Genomic DNA, 25592 nt, shown 5'->3' on the forward strand with positions numbered 1-25592 from the left:
AACCTGTTAAAAGCCACTCGATTTGATGTATCACCTGATATAAAGTGTCGCCTCTTCTATAGCGTACTACATGTTTGAAGTGGCAGTATTCCCCTATTAAAAAGATAATAAAAAAGGGTTTTTTATGTACATGATGGCAAAACATCTCCACCTTACCGCAGTTGTTCTGAGTATACTTTTATTTGTATTGCGGTTTGTATGGTTACAAAGTCAATCCTCTCTTCTTCATAAGAAATGGGTGAAAATAGTTCCGCATATCGTTGACACTATATTGCTCGCATCTGCTATAGCGCTTTGTTTTATCATTCCTTTTAATCCGCTTCAGCATCCATGGTTATGGCAAAAAATCATTCTTGTGATTGCTTATATTGGCACTGGTGTTTACGTGTTTAAATTTGCCAACACAAGAATTAAACAATGGATCGCATTTATTGTGGCGATTCTGTGCTTAGGTTTAATTGCTCATTTAGTGATGAGTAAACAAGCTTTAATCGCCTTTTAAGTGTCTGGAATTAGATAAGTGTTAAGGTTTAGTAGTAGTGATCCGATAACAAAAAATAACGTTAAATTGTTAGAGGATAATGTGAAAGCGCTACACCAAGCTATCAGCGATAAAAACCCTTTGTTAGCGAGTTTATTATTAACTCGACAATTTAAAAATAGTGTCGATGTACTTATGTATGTGGCGCAAATTGGTGTGCTTGCTAATGAAGTAAAAAAGCATATAGATCCTAATGCTTCTGAAAACCATAGGTTCCAACAATTAGTCGATAGCTTTTATACTCAATTAGCATTTAGCGGTGATGAAAATGACTTCTTTAATTCCAAGTATAGTCTTGTAGATCAAGTTATTGACTATCACACAGGTATCCCCGTCACTATCTCCATCGTCTTTGCAGCTATTGCCAAACAATTAGGGTTTAATGTTTCCGGAGTTAATTTTCCTGGACATTTTCTAATTCGTTTTCAAAGCCAAGATCATCGTTTGCACTTTATCGATCCGCTCACAGGCAAAACCATAAAATGGCAAGAGCTCGAGAAGCTTTATTTTAGTATTGTAGGTGAGACGGATGAAGAACAGATGCCATCTGAAACATTAAATATGGCAACCACTGAAGAAATTATTGTTCGTCTATTGCACAATTTAAAAGCGTCGTTTATCCGCGAGGAAAACTACCATCAGGCACTGAACGCCGTAGATTTATTAATTGAGTTCTGCCCTGATGATCCTTATGAACGTCGTGATCGTGGTTTTCTACTTCATCAATTGGAGTGTCCGCAGGTTGCTAAAGCTGACTACCAGTTTTTCATAAAACATTGCCCTCAAGATCCCTCGGCGCAACTACTGAAACTGCAAATGCGCCACTGGGATAGTCACGTGCAGGTGGTTTTGCATTAGTCTCTGGAAAACATACGGTTTCCTGTTATTTTCCACTTCAATATTGATTATTTCTGCTAAGCTCCGTAACTTATCTATATCAACTAACTAAAGAGATGTTATTTAAGTGAAAAATCTACATACGATTTCTGTGGGCAAAATTGACGTTGCTAACGATAAACCCTTTGTACTATTTGGCGGCATGAATGTCCTCGAATCACGTGATCTAGCGATGCGTATAGCGGAGCATTATAAAGAAGTCACCACTCGTTTGAACATTCCATATGTTTTTAAAGCATCGTTCGACAAAGCAAATCGTTCATCTGTGCATTCATATCGTGGCCCGGGTATGGATGAAGGCTTAAAGATTTTTGAAGAAATCAAACGTACTTTTGACGTGCCTCTTATTACCGATGTGCATGAACCGTATCAGGCAAAACCGGTAGCAGAAATAGTTGATGTTATTCAGTTACCGGCTTTCTTAGCTAGGCAAACTGATTTGGTTGTAGCAATGGCAGAAACTAACGCTGTGATTAACGTAAAAAAACCACAATTCTTAGCTGCCCATGAAATGCGCCACATAATTAATAAATTTATGGAAGCAGGTAACGATAAAGTCATTTTGTGTGAGCGAGGTTCTTGCTACGGTTATAATAATTTAGTTGTAGATATGCTGGGTATGGACGAAATGAAAAACTATGCTCCGGTTATTTTCGATGCAACACATGCGTTGCAGAAGCCTGGTGGTAGGTCTGACTCTGCTGATGGTCGACGAGCGCAAGCAGCGCAATTAGCTCGCAGCGGAATGTCACTTGGTTTGGCCGGGTTATTTATTGAAGCACACCCAGAACCCAATCAAGCTAAATGTGATGGACCTTGTGCCTTACAATTAGATAAGTTGGAACCTTATTTATTACAAATGAAACAATTAGACGAACTGGTTAAAAGTTTTGAACCATTGGACACCAGTGCTAACTAGTTACCCTAGCGGCGAACTTATTCAGTTAGTTTCGCCGCGTTGTTATTTACTTTTTCAGCATCTTTCATTTCGAATCCATTTAAATCTTTATTAGCTGTATTGGATACGATTAAAAGTTTAGTTTCTTCTGCTAAATTTAATGGTTGAAGATCTTCAATATTTTGCTGTAAAAGCGTATCTATTGTATGAGTAAGTGACAAGCTAATATCGATAGTTTCGTTCGCATTTGCGTTGCTTAGAACACTTAGGTTAGCTACTATAGCTAATGTTATAAATTTTAGTTTTTTCATGTTTTTTCTCTCAATTATTTTCATATAATATTCTCATTTTTGTAATATTTCTTTAACAAAAATGTCTAATTAAGTTAATGTTTTATATAAATAAAATTTTAACTTGGTGCTATTTTAAACAATAACTTGGATGCTTGATAATGACATTTTCTATGGAATGGTCATTAGAAAAACTAATGAATAGATTGCGTTTTTAGTCTATTATTAAAAAACTCAAGTTTACTTAAGTCATTTTATGAATCGGAGATTGCCGCCGTTAAACGCTTTGCGGGCATTTGAAGCAGCCGCGAGACACCTTAGCTTTACAAAAGCTGCTGATGAACTGTTTGTTACGCAAGCAGCAGTTAGTCACCAGATTAAGAGCTTAGAAGAATATTTATCAATAAAATTATTTTTGCGAAAAAACAGATCATTGTTATTGACTGAACAAGGTCAAGCTTATTATCTAGAACTCAAGGACTTATTTGAATCCTTGCATTTAGCTACTGAACGATTGTTAGCTGCGGGAGCGAAAGGAGCGTTAACGGTTGCTATGCCGCCCAGTTTTGCCATTCAATGGTTAGTGCCTCGAGTCAACCAGTTTAATCAGCAATATCCAGAAATCGATGTGCGGATTAAAGCGGTAGATTTTGATGATGGTTTTTTGGAAGATGACGTTGATGTTGCAATATACTATGGGCGTGGAAAGTGGTCAGGTTTAAAGGTGGACAAACTTCATACCGAATATTTAACTCCAGTATGTTCTCCCATGTTGTTCAACGGCAGTAAACCTTTAGATAGCCTAGATGATTTAAAATATCATCGTTTGTTGCACGATAGCACGCGGGAAAGCTGGAAGAGTTGGATTCGCCAATTTCATGTCAGTGGTGTAAAAGTCGAGCAGGGACCTATTTTTAGTCATACTATGATGGTGCTGCAAGCAGCTGCGCTGGGTCAAGGCATAGCATTAGCCAATAGTGTATTAGCCAGGCCTGAATTAGCTTCTGGTCGTCTAGTTTGCCCTTTTGAAGAGCGTGCAATCAGTAAAAGTAGTTATTATTTAGTGTGTCATGAATCTCAAGCAGAGTTGGGTAAAATAGCAACATTTAGACATTGGTTGTTAGAGCAAGTTAAAGAGGACCAAGATGAAGATCTTAGTTGATCGACCCGAAAATCCCATCGCTCGTTTTATTTTTGCTCATGGTGCTGGTGCCAATAAAGACAGTGATTTTATGCAACAAATGGCTGAAAAGTTGTGCCAACAAGGCATTGAAGTCGTGCGTTTTGATTTTCCCTATATGTTGCGAGCGGCTGAGCGGAAAAAGCGTCAACCACCTGATCGAATGAATATTTTGCAAGAAGATTTTATAGAGATGGTAAATAGTGCCGATAAAGATTTACCCCTGTTTATAGGTGGTAAATCGATGGGAGGAAGGGTTGCATCTATGCTCGAACCAAATGTGTCATGTAAAGGCATTATTTGTTTGGGATATCCCTTTCATCCACCAGGCAAGCCTGAAAAAAATCGCACAGAGCATCTATATTCAACTAAGTTGCCTATACTAATTGTGCAGGGAGAGCGAGATACCTTTGGTAACCGTCAAAGAGTGGCCGAATATCACCTCCCTGACAATATTGAGGTTCAGTTTCTGAACGCTGCTGATCATAGCTTCGTTCCTTTGAAGTCAAGTGGAATTGAACCTCTTGAACATATAAACACTGCTGCAACTTGTGTAATGGATTTTGTTAAAGGAAAAATATGAAATTATTATTAATGTGGGCTGCGGTAAGTGCGGCGCTATCAGTAATGTTAGGGGCATTTGGTGCTCATGCACTAAAGGATACGATAAGCGTTGACTCATTAGGCTATTTTCAAACAGCAGTGCAATACCAAATGTTACATAGCATAGCGATGTTAGCGTATTTGGCTTTTTACAGCTCATGGAAAAATGAATGGCTGATTTGGGGAGCACGCTCGTTTGCTTTTGGAATTCTCTTTTTCAGCGGTAGTTTGTATATATTAGCCCTAACGGATATTAAGTGGGTTGGCCCTATTACGCCATTAGGTGGCCTCTGTTTTATTGCTGGTTGGGTTTGTTTGTTGGTTGCTGCGTACGAATATGAAAGTTAATTCGCTACTGCTGTATTGTCGAGCAGGTTTTGAATCCGACTTAAGTACTGAATTACAAGATAAATTAACTGACTTAGGGGTGTTTGGTTACCCGGTTTTCACTAAACAATCTGGTTTTGTTCGGTTTATTTGTCACCAGCAAAAAGATGTGGAAACGGCGATTCAAAAGCTCGCTGTTAATGATTTGGTGTTTGCTCGTCAAATGTTTGCCTGTACTGAGCCTATGACACTTAGTGACACGTCTGACAGAATATCGCCAATTATAGAATGTTTAGATGTTGACGCATTTTATGGTGAGCTTCGAGTCGAGCACAGTGATACCACTGATGGGCGGGAGTTATCAAAACTATGCCGCAAACTTGCAGTTCCGCTGCGCCAACGCCTTCGAAAAAGCCAGTTGCTTAGTGCAAAAGAGCAAACTAACAAACCCTGTTTATTTGTGTTTTTTGTGACTGGAACTGAAGTTATCATCGGCTATTCAAATCCTAAAAAACATAGCCCATTACCCTTGGGAATATTGCGCTTGCGCTTTCCCAGTGCCGCACCAAGTCGTTCAACACTCAAACTTGATGAAGCGATACAGGTATTTATTCCAAAGAGCGAAATGCAAACTCGTTTTGTACCGGGAATGCACGCTGTTGACTTAGGAGCTTGTCCTGGCGGATGGACTTATCAATTGGTACAAAGAGGGCTATTCGTTCAGGCCATTGATAATGGCGCAATGGATGAAAAACTGATGGAGACCGGCCAGGTCACATACTTTGCCGAGGACGGTTTTAAGTATGAGCCGCGTAAGAAAAACGTGCATTGGCTCGTCTGCGATATGATTGAGCAACCGCAACGAGTCGCTAAACTCATGGCGAATTGGTTAACTAAAGGTTGGTGTAAAGAGGCAATCTTTAATTTGAAACTGCCGATGAAACAAAGATACGAATCTGTGTTACAAGCCAAACAAATCGTTGACGAAATGATGTTGAAAAATGGGTGTCAGTATCAGTGGCAGGCTAAACATTTGTACCATGACCGTGAAGAAGTTACCGTTCATTTAAAAACGCTTTAAGCGATATCAACGTTTTATCTGTTTTTTAACAGCCTTTTTCAGCGCAGACCATTTGTGTTTGATTAATACTTTGTTGCGTAACTTTTGTTGTTGTGAATTCTTTTGATATTGGTGTTGCATGTATACGTGAGTAACCTGCATAAAAGGCTGATTCAACGAATTAGGTAATTTGCTTTCTACGCTCATTGCAAAATCCATTGGTCCTTGATGTGGAAGTCGATATATTTTTAATTTCTGCAGTAATTTTTCAGATTTTTGATAGTACTTTGTAATTGTATCTTGGTTTTTCTGACGCAAGGACGGTAAGAAGAACAGTGCTAATAAAATAATGATAATACCGATCACACTGACGCCAAATAATGCAAGTTTTTGCGGAGTAAGTTCACCTATTAAAGATTTTATCAGATCTTTTTGAGAGTTTTTGTCAAAGCCTAAAATCCATTTTGTCCACATAAAATCAATGTCTTTGAGTAACATTCTAAACTCATTCAACCAAGCAATCGCACTAAAGCGACTTAGTGAGAACGGTGAGTCAATTAATTCCCCCGCTTCTTGAATTGCTGCCCTTAAACCAAATTCCACGCGATTCGGTGCCACAACCGCTGTAGGATCGTAGCGTTGCCAGCCCTTATCAGAATGCAATGCTTCTATCCATGCATGGGCATCGTATTGGTACACACTCATGAACGCGCCTTCGCGCATTTCTCCGCCTTGATAACCCGTCACTAACCTTGCCGGGATTCCAGCTAAACGTAAAACATATGCCATCGCTGATGCGTAATGTGAGCAAAACCCTTGTTGTTGTTCGAATAAAAAGGTGTCCACTGAGTTAATTTGCATGAGTGGTGGTTGCAGAGTGTAAATAAAGGGCTGCTCTGAAAAATAAGCTAACACCGCATTTATTAAGTCTTGGTCGTCGGGATACTGACTTCGCAGGCTTTTTACCCATTCTTGGGTTTTTGGATTGCCTTGGCTTGGTAATTGTAAATTGATACGTCTATCCACACTAAATAAAGCTTGGTTCAACGGTGTTTGCGTATACGAACGTAGCTTATATTGGTAATTACTCACCAGCGGCGTTGTACTGGTTAATTGATATTCATGGCTTTGCCATATTCGGTTGGCATTTTCAGGCCCGTCAGGAATGCCGATGTCGATACTATATAGCCAGTTTTGATGAGTGGGTTCGGCAATTATCGTGTAACTAAAGTAAGGTCCCTGAAGTGCTGGATCAAATTCTTTATTAAAGCGTTTATATTGGTTTTGAATGGCTTTGCGTTCGGGCGCTACACGCCATGTTTTACCATCAAACTGCTCCATGACTAAAGCACGCCAATATCGTTGTTGAGGGGCAGGGATCTGATCTTTGAAAATAACCCTAAACGCTAAATCTGCACTTTGCGACAATTGCGCTATATCGCCAGGAGAAACCTGTTCCGCCAAGCCGGTTTGGTGGCTTTTTGAAGTGGGCATTTGCCACAATGGTCCTATTTGAGGCAACACGATAAACAGTAATGCTGTGATGGGTAACGCTTGAGCTCCCATCACAGCAACACGCTTGAAATTAGCATTGAGGGTTGAGCTTGGGCTAACGTTGCAAGCAAGGGAAAGTAAAAGCAATAAGGTTAAGAATAAATAAAATATACTAAAACCAATGCTGTTATGAAAAATAAATCCACAACCAATCAAAAAACCGCAGCAGGTCACTAATTGGTAATAATCTTTTAAGCTTCGAAGCAGCATGAGTTTTAGCGAACAGGCTAGTACGAGCAAATTAATCATGCCTAAAAGTACACCTAGCTGTAGACTAAAATAGGCTAATACGATTGCGCTCAGTAGCGCGAGCAAATTGAGAGTGCGTATAGACGGAGCATGTTTATGCAGTTCAAGATAAAGAGCGCCACGCATCACTGCTGCACACACCACTAAAATTAATATCCAGCCCATCACTGGCTCTAATAAACTTAAACTGATACACAAAAACACTAAGGTTAAAATAAAATGTGCGTGATTTCTGGCTGAAGAAATCATTAATTAAGTCCTGCCAAATAAGGCGTGTGTAATGCCAACGCGCGTAAACAGGTGTTTTGATGTTCAAGGCCACTGTCAGGGCTAATTTTTACATTTCCTAAGTCCAATCCGAAAATGCTATTGTTGCGAGTTAATTCAATAACTTGATAACAGAGTTGGCTTAGTTTTAGCTCTAGATCTTGAGAAGGTAACGCGGCTAACATTAACCAACCGGTAGCCCCGGTTTGATTAGAGAATTGTTTAGAAATCATCCCCTAACCCTTAGCAACCTGTTTCCACGCCACGTGATAAAGAGGTTCTCCTTGTTTATAAGGTGCTAGACTATCAAAATCATCATGACCTTTTTGTGACGTATCCGCTTCATTCGTTTGTAAGCTGTCCTGTTTGCTGATCAGACGAATATTACTGTGTATTGGCTTGGGGTAAACCACTATATCAGATGGAAAGGCAAGATGAGTCCAGCAACTAATAAGCCCTAATGGAAATGAACTGGTGAGTGTGACTCTGGGTAAAATGAGTTTTCCGCGACGATGGCAATCTATGGGCAGATAGACTGGATTAGAGAAGTCGTCTAAATCTATATTGATACTGTATTTATATTTCCAAAAATTGAGTTTAATCAGACCGTGAGACGTGCGCTTGTTATAGTTAAACCATAACGGGACTTGCAGTTTTTCACCAGCAAATCCATTTTGAATTTTTCCTAGTTGAATTTCTAATTTTGCGAAATTCAAGTAAGCCACAAATAAATTCAATAAAAATAAAGACACTAAAAAATAGCATAGAATGATCATTAAATTATTTTGATAATTTGTACCTAGCACAAATAAACCAACACACAAGAACAAAAACAAACCACCAAATCGCGATGGAAAAATAAAAATACTGCGGTAATTTAATTCGTAATTACTGGCGGCTGGAATGCGTTTATTCAGCCATTTTTCAGCCGTAAATTGCCAACTAAGCATATTATGCTGCCAACGGATCAATTGCTTCTAGCAACTTCTCACTTAAACTAGTTTGTCCATTAAAGTCTGATAACGCAGCTCGCATGCGATGTTCTGCGACTGAAGGCAGTACGGCCTGAATATCCTCAGGAATGACGTAATCTCTACCGTGTAAAAATGCCCAGGCTTTTGATGCTTGTAAAAGTGCTTTGCTCGCTCTAGGCGATAAAGGATTCGGAAATCCATCGGTTTCTCTGCTGTGAGTGACGAGTTTCAATATGTAATCTAAGATTGGCTCTGATACATTCACCTGGGTGATTTGTTGTTGCATCTCTATAAAGTGAGATACTGACATAACGGTAGGTTTGCTTTTCAATGTGGTGTTATCGTGCCCTAACAACATTTTCTTTTCTGCTTGCCAGTCAGGGTATCCCAACTGGATGCGCATTAAAAACCTGTCTAACTGAGATTCAGGTAAAGGGTAGGTACCTGATTGATGCATTGGGTTTTGAGTTCCTATGACGAAAAATGGGGTAGGTAAAGCTCTGGTTTCACCATCTAAACTAACTTGCTTTTCTTCCATAGCCTCAAGCAATGCACTTTGCGTTTTCGGGCTGGCTCGATTGATTTCATCTGCCAAAATAAGCTGATTAAAAATTGGGCCGGGATGAAATTCGAACGATTGTTTTGCACTATCAAATATATTAAGTCCGAGCATATCCGCAGGTAATAAATCTGAGGTAAATTGGATCCGCGAAAAGTCTAATCCTAATACTGTTGCTAATGCATGTGATAACGTTGTTTTACCCATTCCAGGCAGATCTTCAATTAATAAATGCCCATTTGCTAATAAACAGGTAAAGGCTAATTTTATTTGTTGTTGCTTGCCAATGACTTGTTCTGATACTTGTTTAATTGCGTCTTGGAGTTGTGGGTGCATGGTTGGCACTACCTTTTATCTTTAAGTTAATTAAGACATTATTGCTCTTATCATTTAAGTTTAGCTTACCCTGCGGGCACTGTAACCTTTCGGGATAATACTCAGGTATGCAAAAAGGTTAGCGATATTTTTAGATTTACTTAAGGTAAGGACTCTACATTTCGTTCTATCGAAGGTAATTGCTTAGTGATCTGGATTTTTTGCTGAAAATCCGATTATATTAGTCTTATAATAGTGACACTTTTAAATTGTAGTTAATGGAAATATGAAAACGATTACTATCGACGATGAATTATACGGATTTATTGCTTCTCAAACGAAACATATTGGCGAAAGTGCATCAGATATTTTACGCCGGATTTTAATTGACGAGTTAGGTTTGAAGGCTGGGGAAAACCCACAAGTAGACGTTTCTAAACCAGCAGAAGTCACTAAAGAAGTAAAAGATATCAACAAATCTAAAAACAACCAGCCTGAAAAACCACGCACAGGTGATGAGGTGGTTGATGCGACATCGTTGTTCGAATTATTGAATCAAGAAGCTTTTGATCAACCCATGAGTAAAGTAGAGCGCTTTTTGAAAATGCTAGGTGCATTACATCAAACTCATCCAGATCGTTTCGCAGCAGTGTTAGAAATCAAAGGAAAAGGGCGGCTATATTTTGCGACTGACAAAAACGTATTGTTAAAGACCGGAAGTAGTACTAATCCTAAACAAATACCTGGCTCCGAATATTGGGTTGTCACAAATAATAATACGGATAAAAAGTGTACTATGCTCACTAATACAGCTAAAGTTTTAGGCTATTCTAAAAGTAATGTCGAGCGCTTAGGTCAATTATTTAAAGCGTAAAGAAACCCAAACTCACCATTAGGATTACTATGGCAATTCACCCGCAAGCTGGTCAGCCGGCAGCTCCAGAACAACTCGTCAATGTCGCCCGTTTAGTAAGTGCTTATTATTCTAATAAACCTAACTTGGATGATCCCACACAAGACGTGGCATTTGGTACTTCAGGTCATCGCGGTAGTGCTTTTCTAAATACGTTTACGGATGTCCATATCGCTGCTATTTGTCAGGCGCTGGCAGAATACAGAAGTGCTCAAAATACTAATGGACCAATGTATATTGGGATGGACACGCATGCCTTATCTGAACCCGCTTTTATAACTGCAGTGGAAGTATTGGCAGCAAATCAAGTGAACATGTTTGTTCAGGAGCAGCGCGGTTATACGCCAACACCTGTGGTGTCTCATGCTATTCTTAATTATAACCGCGGTAAACAATCTGGACTTGCCGATGGTGTGGTAATCACACCTTCGCATAATCCACCAGAAGATGGCGGTTTCAAATACAACCCGACCCACGGTGGACCAGCGGATAGTGACGCAACTAACTGGATTCAAGACCGTGCGAATAAAATTATCGCTGCGGGTTGTAAAGAGATAAAGCGGATGGATTTTGATGCCGCAATGCGCTCTGAGTTTGTTGAAGAAGTCGACTTATGTCAGCAATACGTTGACGAACTTGATCAAGTGGTAGACTTAAAATCGATTTCTGAAGCAGGCCTAGCGCTAGGGACCGATCCTTTAGGCGGTGCCGGACTGGGTTATTGGGACAAAATTGCCGACCGTTATAATTTAAATATTAAAGTGGTCAATAATAAGGTTGATCAACAATTCGGATTTATGCATCGCGACAAAGATGGCAAAATTCGTATGGACTGTTCATCTCCCTATGCCATGGCCGGTCTAATTGAATTACGTCAAGATTTCGATGTGGCGTTTGGCAACGACCCAGACTTTGATCGCCACGGTATCGTCACTAAAACCGCCGGTTTGATGAATCCTAATCATTATCTAGCAGTAGCAATTAATTATCTGTATCAACATCGTAAAGATTGGTCAGCTAATCTAAAAATCGGTAAAACACTGGTTTCAAGCAGCATGATTGACCGTGTCGCTAAATCTTTAGGCCGAGAATTAAGTGAAATGCCAGTTGGGTTTAAGTGGTTTGTTCAAGGCATGCTTAACAGCGAATTTGGTTTTTCCGGCGAAGAAAGTGCAGGCGGGATTTTCCTAAGAAGAAATGGCCAGCCTTGGGCTACCGATAAAGATGGCATTATATTGTGTTTGTTGGCTGCGGAAATTATGGCTGTAACCGGTATCGATCCCGGTGAGCACTATCAAAAATTAACTGAGCAATTTGGCGCGCCAAGCTACAAGCGTATTGATGTCGCTGCTAGCCATGAACAGAAGCAAGTACTGAGTAAAATGGATAAGTCAGTGATAACCTCCACACAACTTGCCGGAGAAAAAATAAACAATATTCAAACTCATGCGCCTGGTAACAATGCTGCGATTGGCGGTGTAAAAGTGAGTACCGAAAATGGTTGGTTTGCTGCTCGGCCATCCGGAACCGAAAATGTGTATAAAATTTATGCCGAAAGTTTTAATGGTGATTCACATTTAGATAGCTTGCTTAATGAAGCTCAAAATCTTGTTGATGGGGTGTTCATATCTAAAAATGTTTAAATTGTGTTTTTATAATGTTAATTAATTGTAAATTTGGAGTGGTTTTTTTAAATTATTTTGAAAAAACCGCATAAATTAACAATTATTTAACAGAATCGATGTGGAATTCCTGCTAAAACTACGGTCATAATTCATTCTGAAATTTTATTACAGATTAAACTTGAATCGTATTTCGCAAAAGTGGGAATTCCAGTCATGCCAAAATCAACTCTCAAAAGTAAAGCACTTGCTGAGCCGGTCAATTTCAATAAAAGTGATATCAAAGACGCTATTGTTCGTCATCTGCATTGTTCATTAGGCACAGATGAAAATAAAGCTAACAATCATGCTTGGTGGAAGGCTGCATGTGCAGCGGTTCAAGAGCAGGTACTAGAACGTCTGCGTAGAACACAAAAATCTCATTATTTAAACGACACACGCGCAGTACATTATTTCTCTGCGGAATTCCTCATGGGTCGTTTAATGTCGAATAACCTGCATAACTTAGGTTTGTTTGAAATTACCGATCAAGCATTGCAAGAATTGGGAGTGAGCCTTACCGATATTATGGAAGAAGAGCCTGACATGGCGTTAGGTAATGGGGGTTTGGGTCGTCTAGCTGCATGTTTTATTGACTCTCTTGCGACAATGGAACTACCTGCAGTGGGATATGGGATCCACTATGAACATGGACTATTCCGCCAAGAAATTAAGAATGGCGCTCAAATTGAACGTCCAGACAGTTGGCGTGATTACGGTAACCCTTGGGAAATATGCCGCCCAGAATCGATTCAAGAAGTGTCTTTATATGGCTATGTAGAAACTAAATATGGTGAAAACGGGCGTATACAAAAAGAGTGGCATCCTGGCTCCATCGTGAAAGGAATTCCTTGGGATATTCCCGTGGTTGGATTTGGTGGAAAAACTGTCAACGTATTACGATTATGGGAAAGCCAAGCGTCTAATTATTTTAATTGGGATGTATTTAATGCAGGCGGTTACGTCGATGCTCAATCGGAAAATGTCCAAGCTGAAACTATCTCTAAAGTTTTGTATCCCAACGATGAAACTGAAGCAGGAAAAGAGCTAAGATTAATTCAACAATATTTTTTCTGTGCTTGTTCACTAAAAGATATTATTCGTCGTTACAAGCGTGCTCACGGTGACGATTGGAGTCGCTTTTCTGACCAAGTGGTTATTCAGCTCAACGATACTCACCCTGCGATCGCAATTCCTGAATTAATGCGCATCTTGGTAGACCGCGCTGAACTAGGCTGGGATGACGCATGGGAAATTTGTAGTAAAACCTTTGCTTATACAAATCATACGCTGCTGCCTGAAGCGTTAGAGAAATGGCCTGCCCGAATGATTGAAAAAATCTTACCTAGGCATTTGGAAATAATATACGAAATTAACTTTCGATTTATGGCCGAAGTAGAAAAGATGTGGCCAGGTGATAATAAAATAAAACAAAAGTTGTCGATCATAGAAGAAGGCAATCAGAAAATGGTGCGCATGGGCAACTTGTCTGTAATCGGTTCATTTGCTGTAAATGGCGTTGCAGAAATTCATTCTAAATTAGTTAAAAAGAACTTATTCCCTGAGTTCGATCAAATGTGGCCAGATAAACTAACTAATGTCACCAATGGTATTACGCCACGCCGTTGGCTTAAAGCATGTAATCCCGATTTGTCAGCATTGATTGATAAGAAAATTGGTAATGATTGGCCGGTAAAACTAGAAAAACTAAATGATTTAGTGAAATTTGCTGATGAAGCTAAGTTTCAAAAAGACTTTATGAAAATAAAGCTTAAAAACAAAGTTGCTTTGGCAAAAGAAGTAAAATCGTTAACCGGTATCGAAATTGACCCCAAAGCAATATTTGATGTCCAAATTAAGCGTTTGCATGAGTACAAACGACAACATTTGAACCTGTTACATATTATGGCGTTGTATCGTAGGTTGTTAGAGAATCCAAGTTATGACATGGAGCCGCGTGTATTCATTTTTGGTGCCAAAGCGGCTCCGGGCTATAAGTTAGCTAAAGACATTATTTATGCGATCAACATGGTTGCAGAACGCATCAATAATGATGAACGTGTCAACAAAAAGCTCAAGGTCGTATTCCTACCCAATTATCGTGTTAGTTTGGCTGAAAAAATGATCCCAGCTGCAGATGTGTCTGAGCAGATTTCTACGGCAGGTAAAGAAGCCTCTGGTACCGGTAATATGAAGCTGTCATTAAACGGTGCCTTGACAATTGGTACTATGGATGGCGCAAATATTGAAATTGCGGAAGAAGTCGGTGAAGAAAATATATTCATTTTTGGGCTGACCGTCGAAGAAGTCGACAAATTACATGCACAAGGATATAACCCTTACGATTATTACTACAATAACGCGGAACTGAAAGCCATATTAGATTGGTTGGAAACGGATTACTTCACTCCTGGAAAACCTGGCGCTTTGTCATCTCTTAAATACAGCCTATTGGATGGTGGTGATCCTTATCTGGTTTTGGCTGATTTTGACGCATATTCGAAGGCACAACATAAAGTTGACCTTGCCTATCGCGATACTAAAAATTGGGCGCGCATGGCAATATTAAATTGTGCACGAATGGGCAAATTTACATCTGACCGCTCGATTAGAGATTATGTGGAGCGTATCTGGAAATTAGATGCATGCAAGGTAGATGAATAGGGAAGTCTATGTTTTTAATCGATAATGGCTGTTTTGGGAGTAAATAAATAGGCATATCCTAGTGTAAAGGCCCAATTGTTGAATTGGGCCTTTTCTTTTACATGCAGATACGTTTAAACTCTATTTAATTGCCAAGCAGTGCGCCTAATAAGAATAAAATAAAAAAATGGGTGAAACTCATAAGACGTTAGCGACAATTCCAAATCGATATGCTTTTCTCGATCGTATAGATGACGCAGTTAAATACGACAACAAATTATCTCTTATGCTAATTGATGTTGTGCGATTTTCTGATGTAAGCAGTTCTTTAGGTTATCAAGTCGGAGATACAATTTTACTAGCGATTGCCAATCGAATTAAATACTTATTCGGTGAAGATATGCTGTTGGGTAGAATCAGTGGCGATATTTTCGGTATTGTTATTCCGGGCCGCCATGGTGAAAAGCAGTTAAGGTACCACTTCAATCATTTAGTTGAGCATTTCAAGTCTCCCATCAACTTTGACGGTCACGCTTTTATCGCTGACTTTAACGTTGGTGCTGTAGCTAACGAACCAAATAATCAAGATACCATTAAATTGCTCGCTGCAGCCGAATCTGCGCTCAAACAAGCAAAAGAAAATAAATACGAAAACTTACACATTCTGAGTATGTCTCAGAAAGTCCAAACTGGGCGTTCTTTAGCATTAAAAGCCGATCTGAAACGCGCATTTTTAAACGATGAACTTGAAATTTACTTTCAACCTAAAGTTGAATTAAAGACGTTAAAAATTGTGGGGGCAGAATGTCTTTTGCGTTGGAACCATCCCTTGGATGGAGTGCTATTCCCCGGCGCTTTAATTGAGGCTGCTGAATCCTACAATATGATGAATGAATTGGGTTATTGGACACTGGAAAAAGCCTTCCAAAGTGCAGTTCACTTTAAAGAGCAAGGGCTTGATATTGTGCTGTCAGTGAATATGTCACCCACACAGCTTTATGATTTTAAATTTATTCCTAACTTACGCGATTTACAAAAGAAATATGAAATCGATTTAAGTGTTCTTGAACTCGAATTAACCGAAGATGTTGCGTTATCGAATTCACTAATGGTTAAACGTCAATTGTCTGAATTACGCTCGTTGGGGATGAAAGTAGCTGTTGATGATTTTGGCAAAGGATATTCAAATTTAGCTTATATTCGAGACCTATCAATTGATACGATTAAAATTGATAAAACCTTTATCATGGGGTTAGAAGAAAACCCAGTGAATCTGGCAATTATTCAAGCAGCTCAACTTATCAGCGCAGCGCTGAATTGTGAGATCGTAGCTGAAGGAATTGAAACGCTAGAACAAATGCAAATGCTGCGAGAAATTGGAATTGTATCTGGTCAAGGTTTTTTATTTTCCAAAGCTATACCACGTTTAGAGTTTGTGCAGTTATATAGAACTGATTTAATCGTGGGGACTTCAAAACCTTTTTTGTCCAGACAAGCTTAGTGTCACATTAATGCTGCCGGTGAAAATATTAACTTGCTATACTCTTATAAATTTATTCATAGTCACGAGGTTCTATGCTAGTCGATAGACTTACCGAAACGGGCCAATTCTTGGCTTGCTCACGTTTTGATCCCCATTTGTTTTCTAGTCCTATTGAATTTTCTTTGGCTAATGGCGTTAACGTTGCTATTCCAAGCCCCGGTATTATTCAATTCAGTCCGGCTAATCAGGCAAGCAAAGATATCGTGTTATCGTGTGGTGTGCACGGCAATGAAACTGCGCCAATTGAGATATGCGATGATTTAGTTTCTCGTATATTGCGTTTAGAGCTGTGTCCTCGGCAACGTGTACTTTTCATATTTGCTAATTTACCAGCAATGGATATTGCACAACGTTTTGTAGAAGAAAATATGAATCGTTTGTTCAGCGGCGAACATGCCAATTCGACAGCTGCACAAAATCAAGAGCGTTTGAGAGCATGTGAGCTTGAAAAGGTTGTTGGTCAGTTTTTTCAAACAGGTACATCAGAGTCAACACGTTTTCATTATGACTTACATACCGCCATTCGTGCTTCAAAAAACGACAAATTTGCGGTATATCCTTTTTTGCATGGTGGGCGGCATAGTCATGAGCAATTGGCTTTTTTGTTGGCCTGCGGCGTCAACACCATTTTATTATCTGAAAGTCCTACCACGACTTTTAGTTATTTTTCTTCGCGTCAGTTTGGGGCACATGCCTTCACCGTGGAATTAGGGAAAGTGTATCCTTTTGGTCAAAATGATATGAGCCAATTTGCTGCAGTAATTAAAACGCTCGAGGCGCTGATATCCGAAGACCACTTGAGTCTACCCCCATTTGATTCTGAAAAAATGTATATTTACCGAGTGAATCAAGTAATAAACAAACATCATCATGATTTTAAATTGCATTTTGAAGACGCGACTCCCAATTTTACTGACTTTGAAAAAGGTCATTTGTTAGCATCTGAAACCGGCGCAGAATATCGTTGTGAGTTTGATGGGGAAGCAATAGTATTCCCGAACGAAAATGTCGCCATTGGTCAAAGGGCGCTATTAACGGTTGTACCAACACAATTATAAGGAGAAAGCATGCACAATGCTGATTTCCAACTTGATCCGCAACTTGCTAAAGACTGTTTTGAAGTTTGTGACTTGCCTTTAAGCAAAATATTGTTAATGAATGACAGTCAGTATCCGTGGTTTATACAGGTGCCAAGAGTAAATCAGGTATCTGAGATTATTGACTTAAACGAAGCTCAACAAAATCAGTTGTGGTATGAATCGAGAATTCTCAGTGAATCCATCAAACAACAATTCAAACCATTTAAGATGAATTTAGCTGCTTTGGGGAATATGGTGTCGCAACTGCATATACACCATATTGCACGATTTCAAAATGATGTGGCGTGGCCAAAACCGATTTGGGGTGTGTCTACAGCCACTCCCTATGCAATTGAAGAATCAAGCAAATTAATTAATGCAATGTCGACAATGTTGGGAGATAAGTTATGTTAGTCACCACCACAAATAGCCTAGATGGCAAAAGAATTGAACAATATTACGGTGTAGTCGTGGGCGAAGCCATTATGGGCGCCAATATACTCAAGGACATTTTTGCATCTATTCGAGATATTGTTGGAGGCCGTTCGGGTTCTTACGAGCAGGAGCTTACTAAAGCACGCAAAATTGCCTTTATGGAATTAACTGAAGAAGCGAGGTTAATGGGCGCAAATGCAGTGATTGCCGTAGACATCGATTATGAAGTGATTGGTCAAAATGGCAGCATGTTAATGGTTAGTATTTGTGGAACCGCGGTCAAGTACGTGGATTAAGCCTGCTTTTAACGCTGCTTCCACCATTTATTACTGACCTCTATTATGCCCAGTTGATTAAGTAGATCCCGAGCAATAATACAATCGGTTTGATTCAAAAAAGGCCCTAAAGGAATACTACAGTTCTCATCTGCTAGTTTCATTTGTGGACGATCGAATGCACCTTGTGCTTCGATAACTGAGAGGTGTGTTAAACGCCTGTCTAGTTGCTGAGTTATAGTTGGTTTGCGTATGCCGCATTCGACGACTATCCGCGTGGCATCAATAGTGATAATTTGTTTCGTTAAACAATTTAAATTAACCCGATACATTAGAAAAGCCAGCAAGGCTACTTCGAATCCGGCAAAAGGTAAAATTAACCAGACCCCTAATAGCGCCCAAATAATCGCGATCATAAATGTAAACGCGGCCATCAATAACACGACCAATTTCACCTCATTCCATGTCGCTGAACGATTAGCACTTAGGGTAATTGTTGTTTGATTATTTTGTGTAAATTGCTTAACCATATTGTTCTAAAACGCGATACACTTTGAGTTAGTAAATATTAACCACTTTAGACAAGTATTCCTTCCTATGTTGCAAGCGTTCTCAGCCAATCAAATCCGATTTGTACTTATCCTGATGTGGATTTTGGTGTTAGCTATTCAGGCTGAGCCACTGTTATTAATAGCAGAATATGGCACTTTTGCCATTTTAGGCGTCGTAGGTGCTGTATTTGCGAGTGCTACTGGTGCTGGCGGTGGCGTGGTATTTGTGCCTTTTTTCAATCAGCTAAACTTCGATACAGACACCACTATTGCAACCAGCTTTGCTATTCAATGTTGTGGTATGACGGCTGGGGCCGTTACTTGGTGGGCTCATTATCGCCGTAAACACCAAAAAGATCAGCATTGGCAAGAACTTGGCGCCGCTCTTAAGGTGACAGTACCGTTTTCTATATTGGGGATTTGGATTGCTCAAGTTTATCAGTATGTTGAAGGTGGAGTTGGAGAAGCTGAAAAATTACACGCTGGTTTTGGCATTTTTTCTATTTGTTTAGCAATCTCAATCTTCGCCAGCATTCCATTATTAAAAAAACAGCATTTTGCGATAAATTTACACATTTTAGATCGCATAGGGCTGTCGACCATCGCCTTAGTAGGGGGCGTAATTACGGCGTATCTCTCTATTGGTGTAGGCGAGTTAGTTGCAGTTTATTTAATTATTCGCAAATTTAATATCACGTTTTCAATAGCGGTTGCGGTTATTCTTAGTGCATTCTCGGTATGGGGAGGAATTTTATTTCATGCCTTAATATCCAATGCCGTGTATTGGCCTGTGGTAATGTTTGCGGGGGCAGGTGCCATTATCGGAGGTATTTTGGCAAAACAAGTGGTGTTGTATTTTTCTGCTGCTAACTTAAAAGTGTTTTTTGCTAGTTGGGTATTAATTCTCGGGTTTAGTGCGTTTCCGTTCTAACGTTTTTCCTTTATAGTCATATCAAGTTATCAAGACTATAATTTGAAAACCATTCAAATCCTGTTTTTATCCATCACCGCAATTCTATCAGCTAGCTAAGGAGTGGTAATGCCTATCGATCATTCTCCTAAACAGTACATGCAAATTGTTACTCCGGACTGGGCTAAAGACGCCGTTATTTATCAAATTAATACACGTCAATTTACGACCCTTGGTACTTTCAATGCTGCTCAATCTCACTTTCCACGTTTAAAAACCCTAGGAGTGGATATTCTTTGGATTATGCCTATTCATCCGATAGGCGAAAAAAACCGTAAGGGAACGCTAGGCAGCCCCTATGCAGTGAAAGATTATATGGCGGTTAATCCTGAATTTGGTGATTTGACAGCGTTTCAGGATTTTGTAAGTACGGCTCATTCGTTTGGGTTCAAAGTGATCATCGATTGGGTGTGCAATCATTCTGCATGGGACAATCCATTAGTTGCTTCACACCCTGATTGGTACGCACGTGATTACAAAGGGGATTTTACTCCCACGCCTTGGTGGGATTGGGATGATGTGATTGACTTTGATTACAGCCAAAAAGCACTGCGAGAGTATATGGCCATGGCTATGCGCTACTGGGTGGAAGTGGCGGACATAGACGGCTTTAGGTGCGACGTGGCAGGTTTTGTTCCTAATGACTTTTGGAGCAATGTGCGAGCGGATTTGGATGCGATTAAGCCTGTTTTCATGTTGGCCGAGTGGGAGTCAAAAGATTTACATCAAAATGCTTTCGATATGACCTATGCGTGGAGTTGGAATGAAATCATGCATGACATAACCTGCAATGGACAACGAATTAGCAAACTTTTTAAATATTATTCTTGGAACGAAAAGTCCTATCCCGCAGAAGCTCATCGAATGACGTTTGTGAGTAATCATGATAAAAATGCATGGGATGGCACTCAATTCGAACAATTCAAAGAGGGCTTAGAGGCCGCTATTGTATTGTCAGTAATCGGTGAAGGTATGCCACTTATTCATAATGGCCAAGAAGCGGGGGAAACGAAACGTTTGGCCTTTTTCGAAAAAGATCCTATTCATTGGCAAGCACATTATATTGGTGATCTTTATGAGAAATTAATTGCTCTGAAAAAATCTCATACAGCATTACATAATGCTCAATGGGGAGCCAGAATGATCCATGTACCAAATAATCAACCAACGCGTGTTTTTAGTTTTGTACGCAGGGATAGCAATAGCCAAATTTTCGTTGTGCTAAATTTATCAGACATCCCTTTACAGGTAAGTTTTGAAGGAAGCTTGTTTATTCACCAATATGATTCTTTTTTTGAAGATAAGAAGGTTGTTTTTTCGCAAAATGCCGAGATGGCGTTAATGCCGTGGGGCTATCAAGTTTATGTTTCTAATGAATAAAAAACGCAGAGTAAGACATGGCAAAACATAAAGCGCAGTTTGAAATTACCAGTTATGGTTTATACGAAGGCTGGGATAACAACAGTAAAGAGTTGCCATTGATTCGAAACTTTACTACCAAAATACCCGCTACACTGGATGTGGAATTTGGTTTTATTTTAGAAGTTAAAAAAGGCAAGGGATTAAAATTAGAGTTCACTATCTATCACCCTGATATTCCTGATAAAAAAGGGAATATTATGGAGCCATTCAATGGTGACGTGTATGTGCGAACTAATAATTGGGAGTTCTATTTGGGCGATTCGCTATGGGATCCTATCCATGACAAAGTGGGGGATTGGCGCATGGTCATTGAATGCGAAGGCAAAATTGTGGCGGAAAAAACCTTCACGGTCTTGGAAGAGTATGCAGATGGCGAAATCCAATTTTGGAAAAAACGAGGTTATTAGCTTTATATTTTATTTCAACATTTCTTCAATTGCAGACGTAAGCAGGGCGAAAGTAGAAAACGATAGTATAACCCCATGGTTTTGATTAGAACTGCTTTATCTAAAGATGGCAACGCATTTAACCTGAACCTGAAAGCGTACTGATTTCTGATGTAAATTCTCGGGATCAATGTCTTGTATAGATTTACTTAGCTACGAAAAAAGAGCGATATTCGCTCTTTTTTCAATTTTCATACAGTGTATGTTTTTTAAGACACCCAGTGAGAGTTAGTCACATTCAGAGACATCACCACCGGTTTTTTCTTTCATTTTGATACAGGCTTCTTTTAGTTTTTCAGCACTGGCTTTTTTCATTTCTTCTACTTCATCTTCAGCCTCGTCCATAAGTTCGGACGCTTTTTCCTGCGCTGCATCTTTAATCTCTGCAGCTTCATCAGATGCGTCTTCCATTATTTCGCTAGCTTCATCCTGTACTTCGTCGATAAATTCTGCAGAATCTTCTTTAAACTCTTCCATTTCCTCAGCCATTTCAGCTTTGGAGTCTTTTGCAGACTCTTGTTGAGCATCTGTACATCCCGCTAAACCAAGGCCAGCAATAAATGCGGCAATGATGAGTTTATTATTAATTGTTTTCATTTTGTTTCCTTTGGTCCTTCTTAATGTGCGGATTCTTTTTTAAGTGAACGTGCAAACGTAAACGTCACGAATAAAAAGATACCGATATAGCATATCATCGAAATAGTGGCAGACATCAATTTACTTGAAAAGTCAGCGGGCTTAAAAACGGTCAACAAGGTAACAACAGCCGCTAGAATTAACCAAAATAACATAATCGTACTCCTTCCTGAGTGTCGGTTTGAAAGTGGGGTCAATACCCCATTGCTTATACAATTAATAACAGAGAAATCTTTCTCTTTTATGAATTTAACAATATTATTTGAGATATAGCTTATTTCATGCCATTTATTTAACTTTATGATATTTATAGTTATTTTTGGTTTTTTAGTGATAAGTTTAATTAATTTATTAAAAAAGTGTCGTTTAATAAATACATCTTTGGTGCGACTGTATTTTTTTGGGGCAATTTTTTATCTGATTTTTATCATATGACGCAAGTAAGCACACTCCTCGACTAACAATATCCACAATTTTTTGGCATACTCACCGCAATTTTCTTGCTCTGTAGGTCAGGAAGTGATTTTTAGTTTGATGGAAAAATGAAGTGACACTAATTTGTGACAACAAAAGAAAGGCAACATATGCATGAGTAAAACCTCTGAATTGTTTTCTGAAAATGGGGCCTTATCAGTCGCTATAGCAGGGTTTAACCCCCGAGAAGCGCAAATCGAAATGTCACTGGCTGTAGAACAGTGTATTGATGAACAGATTCCGCTGATTGTAGAAGCAGGAACCGGTACTGGAAAAACTTTCGCATATCTTGCGCCAGCATTACTCAGTAACAAAAAAGCGATTATTTCAACCGGTACGAAAAATCTGCAAGAGCAATTATTCCACCGTGATTTACCATTACTCAAAAAAGCGTTGGCGAGTAATCGACAAGCTGCGCTTTTAAAAGGTCGTTCAAACTATCTGTGTTTGCACCGCTTAGGTCAACATAGTGGTAACAGTACGTTATTGGAAAAAGAAACATTACACGAGTTGACTCAGGTTAGACAATGGGCTTCCACCACCAACACAGGTGACATGGGAGATCTGAAGACTTTACCGGAAAATGCCAGGGTGCTGCCGCTTGTCACATCAAAAGTCGATAATTGTTTAGGTAGAGAGTGTCCCGATTATGACGATTGTTACCTAGTTAAAGCGCGTAATAAGGCAATGGATGCCGATGTTGTTGTGGTTAACCATCATTTATTTTTTGCTGACATGGCGTTAAAAGATACCGGATTTGGCGAGTTAATTCCGGAAGCTGATGTTGTTGTATTTGATGAGGCTCATCAAATTCCAGATATTGCTAGTGAGTATTTTGGTGAAGCACTATCTAGTCGTCAGGTTCATGATTTAGTCCGAGATATCGAAATAGTGAAACGAACACAATTAAAAGACGCTGATCAGTTAATCAAAGCGGCTGAAAAATGTAAATTAATTGCAGCAGATTTACGCATTCTATTTCCTGTTACACCTGAAAAAGGTAACTGGCGACAAATGCTCAAACGCCCTGAAGTTGAGTCACAAATAAGCAAGTTAGATGAAGCATTGAGTGTTTTATATGAAGTCATCAAAATTCATCTTGGCCGCGAAAAGGAACTTGATACGCTGTTTGAGCGGGTAACACACGCTAAGACAAAACTAGCCGTGTTAACTGATATTAATCAAGCTGGTGTCAGTCTCTGGTACGAAACCACACCAAAACATATAATCTTGCATCTTACGCCATTGAGCATAGCGAAACGTTTTGCCAGTTTTATTGAAGAACCTAAGCGCAGTTGGATTTTCACTTCTGCTACGATCATGGTTGACGGAGGCTTTGCACATTTTCAACGACTTATGGGGTTAGATGATGCCAAGACATTAGCATTAGACAGCCCTTTTGATTATCAAAATCAGGCTATTTTGTGCGTGCCCCGGTATTTACCAGAACCGAGTAGTCGAGACATGAGACAAAACTTGTTGGACGTTGCCATAGAGCTGATTAAAGCCAGTAAAGGTCGATGCTTTTTACTCTTTACATCTCACGCTATGCTGAAAATTATTGCTGAAAAGTTGCCTGAATATATTGATAATCCGATCTTAGTCCAAGGCACAACTACTAAACGTGCTTTGTTAGATGAATATGTAGCAAACAAACAAGCTGTGTTGTTAGGTACAGGCGCATTTTGGGAAGGGGTAGATGTGCGAGGTGATGATTTAACCTGTGTGATGATTGATAAACTACCTTTTGCTGCACCTGATGATCCATTATTACAAGCGCGCATTGAAGATTGCCGGAAGTCTGGTGCGAATCCGTTTGCTCATATTCAAATACCACAGGCGGTGATTTCTCTTAAGCAGGGCGCAGGTCGATTAATTCGAGACGAAAAAGATAAAGGTGTTTTAGTTATTTGTGACAATCGATTAATTACAAAAGATTACGCAAAAACGTTTTTAGCGAGTTTACCACCGATGAAACGTACAAGAGATCTTAACGTTGCAGTTGAGTTTTTACACGCATTAAACAGTAAAGAAGGCTAGTGAATTGATGAAAATGCTCGCTATAGATACCGCCACCGAAGCCTGCTCTGCAGCGGTCTATTTAGATGAAAAAATTGATTCTGTGTTTGAAGTTTGTCCTCAACAACATAGTCAAAAGTTATTGCCGATGGTGGAGACACTATTGTCACGCAATAATCAACAGCTATCGGACATGGATTACCTAGTGTTCGGCAGAGGGCCAGGTAGTTTTACCGGTGTTCGAATCTCCACTGGTATTGTTCAAGGATTATCGTTAGGGATAGATAAACCTGTTGTTGGCATATCAACATTAGCGACAATGGCACAACAAGCAATAGATGAAGAGCAAGTTCGTTTAGTTGCTGTCGCTATCGATGCTCGAATGGATGAGGTGTATTTTGGTTTGTTTGAAAACATTAATGGAATCGCAACTCTCCAAGGAGAAGAAAGAGTTACGGCCCCTGATTTAGTACTTGAAACCTTAACATCCAATCCGGACATTTTGTGTGGAACTGGCTGGACGGCTTATCCTGCACTCAGCTCAGTAGTTGAACAGGTTGGAGAGCCAACAATCTTGTTTCCCGCAAGTGCATCAATGATACCGTTAGCTATTAGGGCTATAGAGCAGGGGCAGTTTTGTGATGCAGAACATATTCAACCAGTATATTTACGCGATAAAGTGACCTGGAAAAAATTACCAGGTAAAGAGTAAATGCTTTGTATTGAAAGGAACATCATTTGTGGCAGTAGTAAATGAGCACGATTTTTGCAGAAGTTTGTGGTTTAGTTGGTAACTCAGGACTTGAAAGTT

General features: G+C 39.5%; 27 protein-coding genes. 19 read left to right on the forward strand and 8 right to left on the reverse strand.

Going from position 1 to position 25592, the window contains the following annotated elements; all coding sequences use genetic code 11:
- Window positions 1-124 precede the first annotated feature (124 nt).
- The 3 genes from GLIP_RS04320 to kdsA all read left to right on the forward strand — a co-directional run bounded on the left by GLIP_RS04320 (window position 125) and on the right by kdsA (window position 2357).
- Window positions 125-502 carry a SirB2 family protein gene (locus GLIP_RS04320; RefSeq protein WP_040521823.1) on the forward strand — a complete coding sequence of 126 codons (378 nt, stop codon included), beginning with the start codon at window positions 125-127 and terminating at the stop codon, window positions 500-502.
- Window positions 503-583: 81 nt separating this feature from the next.
- Window positions 584-1399 carry a SirB1 family protein gene (locus GLIP_RS04325; RefSeq protein WP_008843359.1) on the forward strand — a complete coding sequence of 272 codons (816 nt, stop codon included), beginning with the start codon at window positions 584-586 and terminating at the stop codon, window positions 1397-1399.
- 106 nt (window positions 1400-1505) lie between these two features.
- Window positions 1506-2357, forward strand: a complete 852-nt coding sequence (kdsA, locus tag GLIP_RS04330) for a 3-deoxy-8-phosphooctulonate synthase (protein WP_008843360.1) — start codon at window positions 1506-1508, stop codon at window positions 2355-2357.
- Between the two features lie 17 nt (window positions 2358-2374).
- On the opposite strand, the gene GLIP_RS04335 is transcribed toward kdsA, so the two are convergent.
- The gene (locus GLIP_RS04335; RefSeq protein ID WP_153886262.1) at window positions 2375-2647 is read right to left on the reverse strand and encodes a hypothetical protein; all 273 of its coding nucleotides are present in this window, start codon (window positions 2645-2647) and stop codon (window positions 2375-2377) included.
- Window positions 2648-2882: 235 nt separating this feature from the next.
- Here GLIP_RS04335 and GLIP_RS04340 point away from each other — a divergent pair, with 235 nt between their 5' ends.
- Genes GLIP_RS04340 through rlmM form a run of 4 tightly spaced genes read left to right on the forward strand, consistent with a single transcriptional unit; the run spans window position 2883 to window position 5817 of the window.
- Window positions 2883-3788, forward strand: coding sequence for a transcriptional regulator GcvA (locus GLIP_RS04340; RefSeq protein WP_040521824.1), 906 nt, complete (start codon window positions 2883-2885; stop codon window positions 3786-3788).
- Window positions 3772-4389 (forward strand): alpha/beta family hydrolase, encoded by a 618-nt coding sequence (locus GLIP_RS04345; RefSeq protein WP_008843363.1) that lies wholly within the window; start codon window positions 3772-3774, stop codon window positions 4387-4389. Before GLIP_RS04340 ends, GLIP_RS04345 begins: the two co-directional genes overlap by 17 nt.
- Window positions 4386-4757 (forward strand): DUF423 domain-containing protein, encoded by a 372-nt coding sequence (locus tag GLIP_RS04350; protein ID WP_008843364.1) that lies wholly within the window; start codon window positions 4386-4388, stop codon window positions 4755-4757. The genes GLIP_RS04345 and GLIP_RS04350 overlap by 4 nt, the downstream gene beginning before the upstream one ends.
- The gene (gene rlmM, locus GLIP_RS04355; RefSeq protein WP_008843365.1) at window positions 4747-5817 is read left to right on the forward strand and encodes a 23S rRNA (cytidine(2498)-2'-O)-methyltransferase RlmM; all 1071 of its coding nucleotides are present in this window, start codon (window positions 4747-4749) and stop codon (window positions 5815-5817) included. Before GLIP_RS04350 ends, rlmM begins: the two co-directional genes overlap by 11 nt.
- A 6-nt stretch (window positions 5818-5823) precedes the next feature.
- Here the strand turns inward: rlmM and GLIP_RS04360 are convergent, their stop codons facing one another.
- Genes GLIP_RS04360 through GLIP_RS04370 form a run of 4 tightly spaced genes read right to left on the reverse strand, consistent with a single transcriptional unit; the run spans window position 5824 to window position 9735 of the window.
- Complete coding sequence (locus tag GLIP_RS04360) at window positions 5824-7848, reverse strand: transglutaminase family protein (RefSeq protein WP_008843366.1); 2025 nt, start codon at window positions 7846-7848, stop codon at window positions 5824-5826.
- Window positions 7848-8099, reverse strand: a complete 252-nt coding sequence (locus GLIP_RS22215) for a hypothetical protein (RefSeq protein WP_052154925.1) — start codon at window positions 8097-8099, stop codon at window positions 7848-7850. Before GLIP_RS22215 ends, GLIP_RS04360 begins: the two co-directional genes overlap by 1 nt.
- Before the next feature lie 3 nt (window positions 8100-8102).
- Window positions 8103-8816 (reverse strand): DUF58 domain-containing protein, encoded by a 714-nt coding sequence (locus GLIP_RS04365; RefSeq protein WP_052154926.1) that lies wholly within the window; start codon window positions 8814-8816, stop codon window positions 8103-8105.
- Between the two features lies 1 nt (window position 8817).
- Window positions 8818-9735, reverse strand: coding sequence for an AAA family ATPase (locus GLIP_RS04370; protein ID WP_008843367.1), 918 nt, complete (start codon window positions 9733-9735; stop codon window positions 8818-8820).
- Window positions 9736-10000: 265 nt separating this feature from the next.
- Here GLIP_RS04370 and seqA point away from each other — a divergent pair, with 265 nt between their 5' ends.
- The 7 genes from seqA to GLIP_RS04405 all read left to right on the forward strand — a co-directional run bounded on the left by seqA (window position 10001) and on the right by GLIP_RS04405 (window position 18284).
- Entirely contained in the window at window positions 10001-10588 is a 588-nt protein-coding gene (gene seqA, locus GLIP_RS04375) for a replication initiation negative regulator SeqA (protein WP_008843368.1), read from the forward strand.
- A gap of 29 nt (window positions 10589-10617) precedes the next feature.
- Window positions 10618-12270 carry a phosphoglucomutase (alpha-D-glucose-1,6-bisphosphate-dependent) gene (gene pgm / locus GLIP_RS04380; protein WP_008843369.1) on the forward strand — a complete coding sequence of 551 codons (1653 nt, stop codon included), beginning with the start codon at window positions 10618-10620 and terminating at the stop codon, window positions 12268-12270.
- A gap of 195 nt (window positions 12271-12465) precedes the next feature.
- Window positions 12466-14952: a glycogen/starch/alpha-glucan phosphorylase gene (locus tag GLIP_RS04385; protein ID WP_008843370.1), complete on the forward strand. Its 2487-nt coding sequence runs from the start codon at window positions 12466-12468 to the stop codon at window positions 14950-14952.
- Window positions 14953-15118: 166 nt separating this feature from the next.
- Window positions 15119-16432, forward strand: a complete 1314-nt coding sequence (locus GLIP_RS04390) for a putative bifunctional diguanylate cyclase/phosphodiesterase (protein ID WP_008843371.1) — start codon at window positions 15119-15121, stop codon at window positions 16430-16432.
- A 74-nt stretch (window positions 16433-16506) separates the two neighbouring features.
- Entirely contained in the window at window positions 16507-17532 is a 1026-nt protein-coding gene (gene astE, locus GLIP_RS04395; RefSeq protein ID WP_008843372.1) for a succinylglutamate desuccinylase, read from the forward strand.
- A 9-nt stretch (window positions 17533-17541) separates the two neighbouring features.
- Window positions 17542-17967 (forward strand): HIT domain-containing protein, encoded by a 426-nt coding sequence (locus tag GLIP_RS04400; protein WP_008843373.1) that lies wholly within the window; start codon window positions 17542-17544, stop codon window positions 17965-17967.
- The gene (locus tag GLIP_RS04405; protein WP_008843374.1) at window positions 17961-18284 is read left to right on the forward strand and encodes a heavy metal-binding domain-containing protein; all 324 of its coding nucleotides are present in this window, start codon (window positions 17961-17963) and stop codon (window positions 18282-18284) included. Before GLIP_RS04400 ends, GLIP_RS04405 begins: the two co-directional genes overlap by 7 nt.
- 8 nt (window positions 18285-18292) lie before the next feature.
- Here the strand turns inward: GLIP_RS04405 and GLIP_RS04410 are convergent, their stop codons facing one another.
- Window positions 18293-18793: a DUF2244 domain-containing protein gene (locus tag GLIP_RS04410; RefSeq protein WP_008843375.1), complete on the reverse strand. Its 501-nt coding sequence runs from the start codon at window positions 18791-18793 to the stop codon at window positions 18293-18295.
- A 67-nt stretch (window positions 18794-18860) separates the two neighbouring features.
- Between GLIP_RS04410 and GLIP_RS04415 the strand changes: the two genes are divergently transcribed.
- From GLIP_RS04415 to GLIP_RS04425, 3 genes are all read left to right on the forward strand, one after another.
- Entirely contained in the window at window positions 18861-19745 is an 885-nt protein-coding gene (locus GLIP_RS04415; protein WP_008843376.1) for a sulfite exporter TauE/SafE family protein, read from the forward strand.
- Between the two features lie 108 nt (window positions 19746-19853).
- Window positions 19854-21164 carry an alpha-amylase family glycosyl hydrolase gene (locus tag GLIP_RS04420; protein WP_008843377.1) on the forward strand — a complete coding sequence of 437 codons (1311 nt, stop codon included), beginning with the start codon at window positions 19854-19856 and terminating at the stop codon, window positions 21162-21164.
- A gap of 17 nt (window positions 21165-21181) precedes the next feature.
- A complete protein-coding gene (locus tag GLIP_RS04425; RefSeq protein ID WP_008843378.1) occupies window positions 21182-21613 on the forward strand; it encodes a DUF3859 domain-containing protein in 432 nt (143 codons plus the stop codon).
- A gap of 267 nt (window positions 21614-21880) precedes the next feature.
- Here GLIP_RS04425 and GLIP_RS04430 read toward each other — a convergent pair whose 3' ends face one another.
- Window positions 21881-22249, reverse strand: coding sequence for a hypothetical protein (locus GLIP_RS04430; protein ID WP_008843379.1), 369 nt, complete (start codon window positions 22247-22249; stop codon window positions 21881-21883).
- Between the two features lie 20 nt (window positions 22250-22269).
- Window positions 22270-22443, reverse strand: a complete 174-nt coding sequence (locus GLIP_RS21875; protein WP_008843380.1) for a hypothetical protein — start codon at window positions 22441-22443, stop codon at window positions 22270-22272.
- A gap of 433 nt (window positions 22444-22876) precedes the next feature.
- On the opposite strand from GLIP_RS21875, the gene GLIP_RS04435 reads away from it, so the two are divergent.
- A complete protein-coding gene (locus tag GLIP_RS04435) occupies window positions 22877-24802 on the forward strand; it encodes an ATP-dependent DNA helicase (protein ID WP_008843381.1) in 1926 nt (641 codons plus the stop codon).
- A gap of 7 nt (window positions 24803-24809) precedes the next feature.
- Window positions 24810-25493 carry a tRNA (adenosine(37)-N6)-threonylcarbamoyltransferase complex dimerization subunit type 1 TsaB gene (gene tsaB, locus GLIP_RS04440; protein WP_008843382.1) on the forward strand — a complete coding sequence of 228 codons (684 nt, stop codon included), beginning with the start codon at window positions 24810-24812 and terminating at the stop codon, window positions 25491-25493.
- The last annotated feature ends 99 nt before the right edge of the window (window positions 25494-25592 follow it).

It is taken from the genome of Aliiglaciecola lipolytica E3 (genome assembly GCF_000314975.1).
Taxonomy (GTDB): domain Bacteria; phylum Pseudomonadota; class Gammaproteobacteria; order Enterobacterales; family Alteromonadaceae; genus Aliiglaciecola; species Aliiglaciecola lipolytica.